Source organism: Paracoccus onubensis, assembly GCF_003591515.1.
Lineage (GTDB): Bacteria > Pseudomonadota > Alphaproteobacteria > Rhodobacterales > Rhodobacteraceae > Paracoccus > Paracoccus onubensis.
In genome coordinates, this window is record NZ_QZCG01000015.1 from 69,216 (window position 1) to 81,450 (window position 12,235).

General features: G+C 62.3%; 13 protein-coding genes. 6 read left to right on the top strand and 7 right to left on the bottom strand.

The window, feature by feature from the left end; genetic code table 11:
• Positions 1-84 precede the first annotated feature (84 nt).
• The 3 genes from D3P04_RS19355 to plsY are packed head-to-tail and all read left to right on the top strand — an operon-like array spanning position 85 to position 2,929.
• Positions 85-1,047: an aspartate carbamoyltransferase catalytic subunit gene (locus D3P04_RS19355; protein WP_119751521.1), complete on the top strand. Its 963-nt coding sequence runs from the start codon at positions 85-87 to the stop codon at positions 1,045-1,047.
• A gap of 23 nt (positions 1,048-1,070) precedes the next feature.
• Positions 1,071-2,351 carry a dihydroorotase gene (gene pyrC / locus D3P04_RS19360; protein ID WP_119751581.1) on the top strand — a complete coding sequence of 427 codons (1,281 nt, stop codon included), beginning with the start codon at positions 1,071-1,073 and terminating at the stop codon, positions 2,349-2,351.
• Positions 2,348-2,929: a glycerol-3-phosphate 1-O-acyltransferase PlsY gene (plsY, locus tag D3P04_RS19365; RefSeq protein ID WP_119751522.1), complete on the top strand. Its 582-nt coding sequence runs from the start codon at positions 2,348-2,350 to the stop codon at positions 2,927-2,929. Before pyrC ends, plsY begins: the two co-directional genes overlap by 4 nt.
• 205 nt (positions 2,930-3,134) lie before the next feature.
• On the opposite strand, the gene D3P04_RS19370 is transcribed toward plsY, so the two are convergent.
• The gene (locus D3P04_RS19370; RefSeq protein WP_182912936.1) at positions 3,135-3,494 is read right to left on the bottom strand and encodes a hypothetical protein; all 360 of its coding nucleotides are present in this window, start codon (positions 3,492-3,494) and stop codon (positions 3,135-3,137) included.
• A gap of 337 nt (positions 3,495-3,831) precedes the next feature.
• Here D3P04_RS19370 and D3P04_RS19375 point away from each other — a divergent pair, with 337 nt between their 5' ends.
• Positions 3,832-4,257, top strand: a complete 426-nt coding sequence (locus D3P04_RS19375; RefSeq protein WP_119751524.1) for a pore-forming ESAT-6 family protein — start codon at positions 3,832-3,834, stop codon at positions 4,255-4,257.
• Positions 4,258-4,348: 91 nt separating this feature from the next.
• Here the strand turns inward: D3P04_RS19375 and D3P04_RS19380 are convergent, their stop codons facing one another.
• The 6 genes from D3P04_RS19380 to cls all read right to left on the bottom strand — a co-directional run bounded on the left by D3P04_RS19380 (position 4,349) and on the right by cls (position 9,865).
• Entirely contained in the window at positions 4,349-5,575 is a 1,227-nt protein-coding gene (locus D3P04_RS19380) for a saccharopine dehydrogenase family protein (RefSeq protein WP_119751525.1), read from the bottom strand.
• Between the two features lie 39 nt (positions 5,576-5,614).
• Entirely contained in the window at positions 5,615-6,715 is a 1,101-nt protein-coding gene (locus D3P04_RS19385) for a carboxynorspermidine decarboxylase (RefSeq protein ID WP_119751526.1), read from the bottom strand.
• A gap of 98 nt (positions 6,716-6,813) precedes the next feature.
• Entirely contained in the window at positions 6,814-7,197 is a 384-nt protein-coding gene (locus tag D3P04_RS19390; RefSeq protein WP_147391961.1) for a hypothetical protein, read from the bottom strand.
• Between the two features lie 11 nt (positions 7,198-7,208).
• Positions 7,209-7,994, bottom strand: coding sequence for a DUF6478 family protein (locus D3P04_RS19395; RefSeq protein WP_119751528.1), 786 nt, complete (start codon positions 7,992-7,994; stop codon positions 7,209-7,211).
• A 61-nt stretch (positions 7,995-8,055) separates the two neighbouring features.
• Entirely contained in the window at positions 8,056-8,394 is a 339-nt protein-coding gene (locus tag D3P04_RS19400; protein WP_232845091.1) for a 4a-hydroxytetrahydrobiopterin dehydratase, read from the bottom strand.
• 43 nt (positions 8,395-8,437) lie between these two features.
• A complete protein-coding gene (gene cls / locus D3P04_RS19405) occupies positions 8,438-9,865 on the bottom strand; it encodes a cardiolipin synthase (protein WP_119751529.1) in 1,428 nt (475 codons plus the stop codon).
• 87 nt (positions 9,866-9,952) lie between these two features.
• On the opposite strand from cls, the gene accD reads away from it, so the two are divergent.
• On the top strand, positions 9,953-10,879 hold the full coding sequence (gene accD, locus D3P04_RS19410) for an acetyl-CoA carboxylase, carboxyltransferase subunit beta (RefSeq protein ID WP_119751530.1): 927 nt from the start codon (positions 9,953-9,955) through the stop codon (positions 10,877-10,879).
• Between the two features lie 61 nt (positions 10,880-10,940).
• On the top strand, positions 10,941-12,212 hold the full coding sequence (locus D3P04_RS19415; protein WP_119751531.1) for a bifunctional folylpolyglutamate synthase/dihydrofolate synthase: 1,272 nt from the start codon (positions 10,941-10,943) through the stop codon (positions 12,210-12,212).
• Positions 12,213-12,235: the final 23 nt, after the last annotated feature.

A 12,235-nucleotide genomic window follows, 5' to 3' on the forward strand; every position in this document is an offset into this window, starting at 1 on the left:
TGATACCCAGATCCCCGGGGCGTCTTGCCGCACCGGGCGGCTTCTGCGATAGAAAGGCAACGCCACTGCGACTCGAGGCCGCCCATGACTTTCCGCGCCCGTCACCTGCTGGGTATCGATCATCTGAAGCCCGCGGAAATCACCACCCTGCTGGATCTGGCCGAGGAATATGTCGCGCTCAATCAACGGACGGTGAAACATTCTGACGCTTTGGCGGGAATGACCCAGATCAACATGTTCTTCGAGAACTCGACCCGCACACAGGCCAGTTTCGAACTGGCGGGCAAGCGGCTGGGCGCGGATGTGATGAACATGGCCGTGGCGCATTCCAGCGTGAAGAAGGGCGAAACGCTGATCGACACGGCACTGACCCTGAACGCCATGCATCCGGACTTGCTGATCGTGCGCCACCCGCATTCCGGCGCGGTCAATCTTCTGGCCGAAAAGGTCAATTGCGCCGTCGTCAATGCCGGCGACGGGCGGCATGAACATCCGACCCAGGCATTGTTGGATGCGCTTACCATCCGCCGCAGCAAGGGCCGGCTGCATCGCCTGACAATCGCCATCTGCGGCGATATCGCCCATAGCCGGGTGGCGCGCTCGAACCTGATCCTGCTGGGCAAGATGGAGAACCGGATCCGCCTTATCGGCCCCTCGACGCTAATGCCCTCGGGCGTCGCCGAAATGGGCGTCGAGATTTACGAGGATATGCGCGAGGGGCTGAAGGACGCGGATGTCGTCATGATGCTGCGCCTCCAGCGCGAGCGGATGGATGGCGGGTTCATCCCGTCCGAGCGGGAATATTATCACCGCTGGGGTCTGGATGCGGAAAAGCTGGCGCTTGCCGCGCCCGACGCCATCGTCATGCATCCCGGCCCGATGAATCGCGGCGTCGAGATCGACGGGACGATCGCCGATGACATCAACCGTTCCGTCATTCAGGATCAGGTCGAAATGGGCGTGGCCGTGCGCATGGCCGCGCTTGACCTTCTGGCACGGAACCTGCGGGCCGAGCGGGGCAAGGCCGCAGCGGGAGTCATGGTATGAATATGAAAGCCCAGGACCCGCGCGTGACCACCGTTTTCACCAATGCCCGCCTGATCGACCCCGAGATGCAAAGTGACGCAATGGGCAGCCTCCTGATCGAAAGCGGGCAGATCAAGGGAACCGGCGCGCCGGACGAAGCCCCGCCCGAGGGCGCGGCGGTGATCGATTGCGAGGGGCGGGCGCTTGCTCCCGGCATGATCGACTGGGGCGTCAAGATCGGCGAGCCCGGAGAACGGCACAAGGAAAGTTTCCGCAGCGCGGGGCTTGCGGCTGCGGCGGGCGGCGTGACGACGGTGATCGCGCGGCCCGATACAATGCCGCCTATCGACAACCCTGAATCGCTGGAATTCGTGACGCGCAGGGCCGCGGATGCGCCGGTGAATATCAGGCACATGGCGGCATTGACCAAATTGCGCGAAGGGCGCGAGATGGTCGAGATCGGCTTTCTGGCCGATCTGGGCGCGGTTGCCTTTACCGACGGCGTCCGTGTCGTCACCGACACCAAGCTTCTGTCCCGCTGCATGGCCTATGCGCGCGGCCTGAACGCATTGATCGTCGGTCATCCGCAGGATCCCGGCCTGTCGAAAGGCGCGGCGGCCACAAGCGGCAAATTCGCTTCGCTTTACGGCATCCCCTCGGTTTCGCCCATGGCCGAGGTGATGGGGCTGGAACGCGATCTTTCTCTGGTCGCCATGACCGGCTGTCGCTGGCATGCGGATCAGGTCACGACCGCCGACTCCCTGCCCGCTCTGGCGCGCGCCCATGATTCCGGGCTGGATGTCACCGCAGGCGTCTCGATTCACCATCTGACGCTGAATGAATACGATGTCGGCGATTACCGCACCTTCTTCCGCTTCACCCCTCCGCTGCGACCGGAAACCGACAGGCTGGCCATGGTGCAGGCCGTTGCCGATGGGCTGATCGACGTGATCGCCAGTTTCCACACGCCTCAGGACGAGGAATCAAAGCGCCTGCCATTCGAGGCTGCCGCACCCGGTGCTGTCGGTCTGCAAACGCTGCTGCCTGCCGCCTTGCGGCTTTACCATCAGGGCGGGCTGACCCTGCCGCAGCTTTGGCGGGCCCTGGCGTTGAACCCCGCCCGCAGGCTTGGGCTTGACGCCGGGCGGCTGGCCGAGGGCGCGCCCGCCGATCTGGTGCTGTTCGATCCCGACGCGCCTTTTGTTCTGGACCGTTTCAAACTGTTGTCGAAATCCAAGAACACCCCCTTCGACGGCGCAAGGATGGAGGGGCGCGTATTAGGCACATGGGTTGCCGGAAAGCGCGTCTTCGGAGGCAAGGCATGACGCTGATCCTGTGGGCAGTGCTGGGCTATCTTCTGGGTTCGGTTCCTTTTGGCATGATCATAGCCCGGCTCCTGGGGCTGGGGGATCTGCGCAATATCGGATCGGGCAATATAGGCGCGACCAATGTGCTGCGCACCGGCAGCAGGCCCGCCGCCTTGGCGACGCTGCTGCTGGATTCCGGCAAAGGCGCCGCTGCGGTTCTGCTTGCCCGTTATTTCGCAGGCGATACGGCGGCGATACTGGCGGGCGGCGCCGCCTATCTGGGCCATTGCTTTCCTGTCTGGTTAGGCTTCAGAGGCGGCAAGGGAGTCGCGACGTTCCTTGGCACATTGATCGCGCTACACTGGCCGCTTGGTCTTGGCGCCTGCGCCATCTGGCTTCTGGCCGCCGCACTTGGCCGGATCAGCAGCCTGTCGGCCCTGCTGGCCGCCGCATTCTCCCCCATTCTGGCATGGGCCATGGGCAGATTCGATCTGATTCCAGTCAGCCTGTTCATGGCCGTACTGATCTTTATCCGGCACAGAACCAATATTTCCCGGCTTCTGGACGGCTCGGAACCGCGGATCGGTCGGAAGTAATCCCGCCACGCGGCAGGCCCACCCCCGCAAACAGCTCTAGCGCCTGCCCGGATTCGCTTTCCCTCCTCCCCTTCTTCTTTGCGGTAAATACCTCAGGGGTCGCCGGCTGGTGCGCCACTGGTTCAAGAACCAGCCGGCGACGGGCAGCGCCCCCGGCCATCGCGGGACGCAAGTAACCGGTGTTTCCGATTCAGCGCGACAGGCTCTAACGTGTCGCGACCAGCTTCTTTCCCTGCGGACGTGTGGGGCGCATGGCGTCCTCGGTGATGTCGCTGGTGGCCGGTTGCGAATCGGGATCTGCGTTATCCGCCAGCCCGGCGACAAAGCCCCCCGCTCTGGCCATCCGTTGCAGGGCATCGGCGCTGCGTCTTGCGGAACCGGCGATGGATATCAGGGCAAGGCTTGCACCGGCCAGTAATATCAACACTGCCGCACCCAGAAGCCCGGCAAAGATCGGCATGGGCGGAACACCCTCTGCCTGACGGATCAACAGGACCACTGCCACGACCAGGGCCGCAAGACCGGCCAGGAAGACCACAGCCACCAGTCGTTGAATCCAGATCATCGCACTTGCTCGCATTATCGCTTTTCCGGCTTTGTCCCACCGTCCTGCGGGTGCCATCAGTCCCCGCATATTTCAAGAAGTCTCGCACAGTCCGGCGGTCACCTTGTCGTGCGCGACGGGCTTACCAGATGCCCGACCCCCTGTCCGGTGCGGGCCTGCCCACGCGCCCGGCAGGCATTTTCTTGCCGACACGAAGGTCGTGAAAATGCCGGAATCGGCGGGACCCCGCGCGCAGCCATGATTGCCGGTCCACGCGGCGAACCAATTCTGGCAGAGGTCGTTATGTCCGAGTGCGCGTCATGAGCCGCGCACCTGCATGACGGAAAAGGAGTTACATATGTTCCGCCAAATTACCCTCGCTCTCGGCGTCACCCTTGCGGCATCCGCAGCGTTCGCACAGGAAACCGGCGAAGCACCGGCAGCGCCGGCGGCAGAAGCGCCCGCGGCAGGTGCCGTAGACCCGGCAGAGGTCTATGAAGCGGCACGCAACCAGTTGGGGATCCTCAAATTCTGCCAGGAGCAGGGTTTCTCCGGGGAAGAAGCGGTCGCGTCGCAAGAGAAAATGATCGCCATGTTGCCCGAGGGCGATGCTGATGCCGGTGCGGCTGCCGAACAAAAAGGTGCCGAAGGTACGGTTTCGGGCGGCGGCGCGGAAATCTCGCTTGAAGAAGCCGCCAGCCAGCAAAGCACGACGGTCGATGCCCAGTGCAAGCAGATCGAAGCGGCGGTGAATCAGGTCGCTGAGCAGCTTCCTGAGGGATAAGATTGCAGCTTTTCGGCATTTTGGCCGGTTAAAATGATTATGGGCCAGCGGTTTCGCTGGCCCTTTTCATTCGCCCCGTCAGGTCATCCGGTCAGATCGGATGATCGCCTTTGGAATCGATGACCCGCGTCGGCAGACCCATTTCGCCCAAAAGTTCCAGGAACGGGCGCGCGGGCAGTTCCTCGACATTCACCATCTTCTTGACGTCCCAGACGCCGCGCGCGATCAGGATCGCCGCCGCGACCGGAGGAACGCCCGCCGTATAGCTGATGCCCTGACTGCCGACTTCGTTAAAGGCATCCTTGTGATCGGCGACGTTGTAGACGAATACCTCGCCCGCCTTGCCGTTCAGGCTGCCTTTGACCAGATCGCCGATGCAGGTCTTGCCCTCGTATTCGGGCGCAAGACTGGCCGGGTCCGGCAGAACCGCCTTGACCAGTTTCAGGGGCACGACCTCCTGCCCTTCGGCGGTCGTCACCGGATGCTCGGACAGAAGGCCAAGATTTTGCAGCACGGTGAACACATTGATGTAATGATCGCCGAAACCCATCCAGAAACGGACATCCGCATCCTTGTAGCGGGCCGAAAGGCTGTGCACCTCGTCATGGCCGGACAGATAGGCGGTGCGCTTGCCGACCACGGGCAGATCCCATTCGCGGCCGATCTCGAACATCTTGTTCTCTTGCCATTCGCCACCCTGCCAGGAATAGACCGTGCCGGTGAATTCGCGGAAATTGATCTCGGGATCGAAATTGGTGGCGAACCATTTGCCATGGCTGCCCGCATTGATATCGACGATATCGATCGACTCGATCTTGTCGAAATACTCGTCCTCGGCAAAGCGGGCATAAGCGTTCACCACGCCCGGATCAAAGCCCGCGCCCAGAATCGCCGTGATCCCGGCCTTTGCCACATCCTCGCGCCGTTTCCATTCGTAATTCGCGTACCATGGTGGCGCCTCACAGACCTTGCCGGGGTCTTCGTGGATGGCGGTGTCGATATAGGCCGCGCCCGCGCGAATACAGCCTTCCAGCACGGTCATATTGATGAATGCCGTGCCGACATTGATCACCACGCCCGCATCAATCTTCTTCAGCAACGCCTCGACATTGTCGGGATTCAGAGCATCCAGTTCATGACTGGTAAAGGCCATCTCGTGACCCTTTTCACGCAGCGACTCGACAATCTTGTCGGCTTTGGCCTTGGTGCGGTTGGCGATATGCAGCTCGCCGAACTCACCGGCCCATTGCGCGACCTTATGCGCGGTGACCTGAGCGACGCCGCCTGCGCCAATGATGAGGATATTCTTCTTCGCCAATTCTGTCTCCTTCCGGGGGGTGGCAGAGGTTGGGTCGCCTTATGACAGGCTGCCTTTATAGTCGTCGTAAGTAAAGCGGCGGACCGGGCGCACCTGTCCGTCCTCTTCGCGGATCGCAATAGCGGGCATGGGCACACCATTGAACCAGTTTTTCTTGACCATGGTATAACCCGCCGCATCTTCGATGCTGATCCGGTCGCCGATCTTCAGCGGCTGCGGGAACCGCGCCTCGCCGAAGATGTCGCCCGCAAGGCAGGTCTTGCCCGCGATCTGATATTCATGCGTGCCATCCTGTGGCAGTTTCGCGGTCTCGCGATAGATCAGCAGATCCAGCATATGCGCCTCGATGCTGCTGTCCACGATGGCGACGTCCTTGCCATTATTGATCAGGTCCAGAACCGAGACTTCAAGCGTCGCCGCCCCGGTGATGCTGGCCTCACCGGGTTCCAGAAAAACCTGAACGCCGAATTTCTGGCTGAATGCGGCCAGACGATCGGCCAGCCGCTCCAGCGGATAACCGTCGCCGGTGAAATGGATCCCGCCGCCAAGGCTGACCCAGTCCAGCCGCCCCAGAATATCGCCGAACTCGGTCTCGATCCGGGTCAGTTGATGGTCGAACAGGTCGAAATCGCCATTCTCGCAATTGTAATGGATCATCACCCCGCTGATCCGGTCCAGCGCCGCGTCAAGCCGGGCCGTGTCCCATTCGCCCAACCGCGAAAACGGCCGCGCCGGATCGGCCAGATCGAAACCGCTGGTCGAAAAGCGCGGATTCAGGCGCAGCCCGGTTGTGGTCCCCTTCGCCCGGTCGGCATAGCGGTCAAGCTGGCCCAGCGAGTTGAAGATGATCTTGTCGGCATAACCCAGCGCCTCGTCAATCTCGTGATCGGCCCAGGCGACGGAATAAGCATGGGTTTCCTTGCCGAATTCCTCGTGCCCCAGCCGCAGTTCGAACAGCGAGGACGAGGTCGTGCCATCCATGAACTCGCGCATGAAGTCGAAAACCGACCATGTCGCGAAACATTTCAACGCCAGCAGCGCCTTGGCGCCCGAACGTTCGCGCAGAAGGGCAATTTTTTCCATATTGCCGCGCAGACGCGCCTTGTCGATCAGGTAATAGGGCGTCTGCAATTCGGACATCTGGCAACCCTTCGAGGCGAAAACGGAAATCCCGTATAGCCATCACCCCCGCTTTTCGCAAGGAAGCGTGACAAGCAGATGACGCGGAAACGCGCCGCTTATTCGAAGGTCGCGAGCCGGCGGAATTCACGCTTGAGAAGATCAAGCTCGGCACGCATGAGCTTGATTTCGGCCACCAGCTCATACTCCAGCGGAGCGCCTGCCATCAGATGCAGCCGATCCAGTTCCACCGCATCCGGCTGCGGCGCATCCCCATCCTGCCCTCCATCCGCGATCAGGATCAGGCTATGTGCGCCATCCGACAGGAACGACGCGGGCAATTCGACCGTGACCTGCCAAAGCCCCTCGCCTTCGGCCGCGGACAGATTGGCAAGCGCCACGATCTCGCCCAGATGCACCAAGGCGACGCGGGCAGGCGCCTGGGCGGCGGTCAGCATCCCGGTCCAGATCCCCGCCTTCAATCCATGATTTTCAAATTGCAACACGGAAACTCCTACATCTCGGCCCGCGGATAACGCACAAGTGCGATATCGCGAATGGTGACGGCATTCATATATGGCGACGTGAAAATCAGGTCCAGCCAGACCTTCTCGACCGGTCTGTCGGACAGATCGGCATAGGCCAGATCATATTCGCCAATGCTGTAATCGCTTGTCGCGCCTTCGGGAATCCGAAGCTCGCGCAGCACCTGTTCGGTATTGGGCCCCTGAACGAGATTCAAACGGCCATAAACGGTCAGCGGAGTCTCGGTCCGGAAAGCCGTCTCAAGCTGGATGACATGGCTCTTGCCAAGCCCATCCAGAATATCGGCGGGCAGATCCAGCGACAGGGACAGATAGCTGCCGGTGAATGCCATCACCTCAAGCCGCAGCCCGAATGGCGCGTTATCCCCGGCATCCCGGTTCTGCAATTGCCGCAGGATCAATGCCCGATGCTCGCAATCATGCCAGACCGCGATCTCATCGGCCAGTTTCTGTCCGGCCCCCGGCGCCGCTATCCCGGCAGGAATGACCGGACCGCACATAATCCCCGGCCGCCATGCCCAGTCGGTGCCCGGTCGGGACACGACCCGGCCCAGCCCCTGACGGGCGCGAATCGCCCGAGGGTCCGAAAGCTGCAGAAATGTGCCAACCTCGCGATACAGTTTGACTGCCTCTTCGCGCAGGCTTCGCACGGGCGGCCGCCCCCCGTTACGCAATGATTCTGACAATACAGACCATTTCTGCGCGGCCTTTTCACGGACAGGAGGAGCCAACCAGGCCTTCAATCCGAATGCCATCTTAAATATCCCCGATAAAAACTAATCCGGGCATAAACCGACACGCATCCGGGAACAAGCATCAGGCGACCAATGCGTTAAGTTTCGCGGCGCAAATCAGGTCGTTTTCGGTCACTCCGCCTGAATCATGGGTCGTAAAGGCGACCTTGCAATACCCCCAACCAAAGGAAATGTCGGGATGGTGGCCCTGCTTGTTGCCAAGCCATGCCGCCAGATTGGCCATCTCGACGGCTTTGGCGAATCCCTTGAATTCGAACCGCCGGGAAATGGTGGTCCCGTCCTCCGACAGGCTCCAGCCGGTCAGATCGGCAAGCTCTTGCCGGATCTCGTCGCGGGCCATGGGCGAAACCCCGCCCCGGCAGGGTTCGCAACTCCGGTTTGCCCAATCCTCATTGCTCATCTTCCTCTCCTTCCGTCCAGATGTCCGGCGCGGGCGGTCCCGTCTACAGAAGCGGCGATGCCAGCGCGAGAAGGTTGTTGCGCAGCCGCCTGAGCCAGCTCCAGTTCCGCACTTCGTCCAGCGAAATCTCGCGCGATCGCTCGACATAGCTTTGCTGTCTCTGGTCCAGCCCGGCGACGAAATCCGAATCGAACAGCGTCATGTTGACCTCGTAATTCAGCTCGAAGCTGCGCCGGTCCAGATTCGCGCTGCCGATCATGGTCATGCGCCCGTCTACCGTCAGGATCTTCGCATGCAACAAGCCGGGCTGAAACAGGAAAATTCTGACCCCGGCAGCCAGCAACCCGTAGTAGAACCCCTGGCTTGTCGATCCGACAACCAGCGAGTCGTTCCGCGCGGGCAGGATCATGGTCACCTTGACGCCGCGCCGCGCCGCCGCCCTGATCGCGGTGTCCAAAGCCGTATCAGGCACATAATAGGGCGTGGTAATCGTCACCCGCTCGCGCGCGGCATGGATCATCGCGGACAGGCAATCCGACACGCTGCCTTCACGCAGATCCGGCCCCGTCGCCACGACCTGCGCGATCATGCCGGGCTCCGCGACGCCGTCCACAAGCTTCAGCATATCGCCCAGATCGCGGCCCGTATAGCTCATCCAGTCGGCCAGGAAGACCGCCTGCAATTGCCGCACGACAGGACCCTCGACCGAGACCAGGATATCGATCCAGGGCGCGAAACGCGGCTTGACCGCAAAGGCCATGTCCGAACAATTGCGGCTGCCGGTAAAGGCGATCCGGTTGTCCACGACCACGATCTTGCGGTGATTGCGCAAATCCACCCGCTGGAACAGAAAGCTGATGAATGGAAGCCCCCAGGGAAAGGCGGTCACGCATTCGGCGCCCGCATCCTTCATCTGTTGCCACAGTTCCGAGCGCACCAGCCCACGCGAGCCAAGGGCATCCACGATCACCCGGCATTCGACCCCGCGCGATTCGGCGCGGATAATCGCCTCGGCGATCTTCCGGCCGCTGGGATCCGGCAGCCAGATATAGAACAACACATGGACGTGATCCCGCGCATCGTCGATGGCATCGACCATCGAATCGATCGCGGCATCCGATTCCTCCAGCAGGCGCAACCGGTTCCCGGTCACCGCCGGCATCCCGCCCACCGCGGCATTGGCGGCGATCACCGGCCGGGCGAAATTCGGCGGCTCGCTCAGGACCCGGCTGCTGGGCAGGCGCAATCCGGTCAACCGGTCGCGCACATCCGCCATACGCTGCACCTCGGCCCGGTTCATCCGCACTTCGCCGAACAGCAGATAGGCGATGATTCCAAGCAGCGGCAATGCCTCGATCACCATGATCCAGGCAAGCCGCGCCGAGGGGTCCAGCCGAGGTCTCAGCAACACGCGGCCAATCAGTGCCACGGCAATCAATGCATGAACGAATACCAGGATCGAAGCCCACATTGCGCCATCTAGCCCCGGCCATGCGGGAATTGCAATTCCCGTCCTTCCCCCCTAATTGGAACGGGGAAACAGCAAAGGCCGCACGCAATGAACTGGATCACCAATTACGTCCGCCCGCGCATCAACTCGCTGTTCTCGCGCCGCGATGTGCCCGAGAACCTGTGGACCAAATGCCCCGAATGCGGAACCATGCTGTTCCATCGGGAATTGTCGGATAACTTGAACGTCTGCACCAATTGCGACCATCACCTTGCGATCACACCGCGCGAACGCTTTGCCGCTCTGTTCGACGGCGGTGTGTTCAGCGAGGTGAAAGTGCCCGAGCCGCTGGCCGATCCGCTGCAGTTCCGCGACCAGAAGAAATATCCCGACCGGATGAAGGCAGCGCAGAAATCCACCGGCGAGAAAGAAGCGATGCTGGTCGCCGAAGGCGAGATGGGCCGCACGCCGGTTATCCTTGCCGCGCAGGATTTCAGCTTCATGGCCGGCTCGATGGGCATGTATGTCGGCAACGCGATCATCGCCGCTGCCGAACGCGCCGTGGCGCTGCGTCGCCCGCTCGTGCTGTTTTCCGCCGCCGGAGGTGCCCGGATGCAGGAAGGCATCCTCAGCCTCATGCAGATGCCGCGCACCACCGTCGCCATCGAGATGCTGAAAGAGGCCGGGCTGCCCTATATCGTCATCCTGACCCATCCGACGACCGGTGGCGTCACTGCCAGCTATGCGATGCTGGGCGACATCCAGATCTCCGAACCCGGCGCGCTGATCTGCTTCGCCGGCCCCCGGGTGATCGAGCAGACCATCCGCGAAAAACTGCCCGAGGGCTTCCAGCGCGCCGAATATCTGCTGGAACATGGCATGCTCGACCGGGTGACGCATCGCAAGCAGCTGCGCGACGAACTGATCTCGGTGCTGCGCATGCTGGGCGGCCTCCCTGCCCCGACCCGTGCCGACCTGCCTCCTCCGGAACCTGCTGCCGAAATCGCGACGGCCGAGGAAAAACCGGCATCCTGACGCCTTCTTCTTTGTCCAAATACCTCGGGGGTCCGGGGGCAGCGCCCCCGGCTTGTGCAGCATGAGCCATTCTGACACCATTCTCGACCGCCTCATGTCGCTGCACCCCAAGGTCATCGACCTGTCGCTGGACCGGATGCACCGCATCCTCGCCGCGCTTGGCAATCCCGAGCGTCGAATTCCTCCTGTGATCCATATCGCCGGAACCAATGGCAAGGGCTCCACCCTCGCCATGATCCGCGCGGGGCTGGAGGCTGGCGGCGCGTCTGTCCATGTCTATACCTCGCCGCATCTGGCGCGTTTTCACGAGCGTGTCCGGCTTGCGGGCAAGCTGATCGCCGAACCCGATCTCGCCGCCGCGCTGGAGGAATGCGAAACCGCGAATGGCGGCCAGCCGATCACCTTTTTCGAGATCACCACGGCCGCCGCCTTCCTCGCTTTCTCGCGCGTTCCCGCCGATTACACCCTGCTGGAAGTCGGCCTTGGCGGCAGGCTGGACGCCACCAATGTGATCCCCGACCCGCGCCTGACGATCATTACTCCTGTCAGTATCGACCATACCCAATATCTGGGTGAAACGCTGGCCGAGATCGCGGGCGAGAAAGCGGGCATCATCAAACCCCGCACCCCCTGCATCGTCGGTCCGCAGCAAGAGGAAGCCCTGCGCGTGATCGAGGCCCGCGCTTCGGGGCTGACGGCGCCGCTATCCATTTACGGCCAGCAGTGGCAGATTGCCGCCGACCGCGGGGGAATCATCTTTCAGGACGATCACGGATTATGGGATCTGCCGCGCCCCAATCTGATCGGCGATCACCAGATACAGAATGCCGGCAGCGCGCTTGCTGCCCTGCGCGAATTGGGCGCGGATGAGGCGCAGGCCCGCGCAGCCATGACCGGCGCGGAATGGCCCGCCCGGATGCAGCGCCTGACCCACGGTCCGCTGGCCCGCGCCGCCGGTCCGCAGGCGGAACTCTGGCTGGATGGCGGCCATAATCCGGCGGGCGGAGACGCGCTTGCAGCTGTTCTTGCCGGCCTGCCCTCCCGTCCGACGCATCTGGTCTGCGGGATGCTGAACACGAAAGATATCACCGGCTATCTGCGCCCGCTTGCGACCCATGCCGAGAGCCTGACCGCCATCGGCATCGAAGGCGAACCCAACACCCTTCCAGCCGAAGAGACGGCGGGTTTCGCACGCGAGGTGGGAATAACGGCGCAGATCGCCGAAAGCCCGATGCAGGCCGTCACCCGGATCGTCGAATCCTGTCCTCAGGCCCGGATCCTGATCTGCGGTTCGCTTTATCTGGCCGGCAGGATATTGCGCGAGAACGGGTAACCGTCCCTTCCCATCAGCCCGGG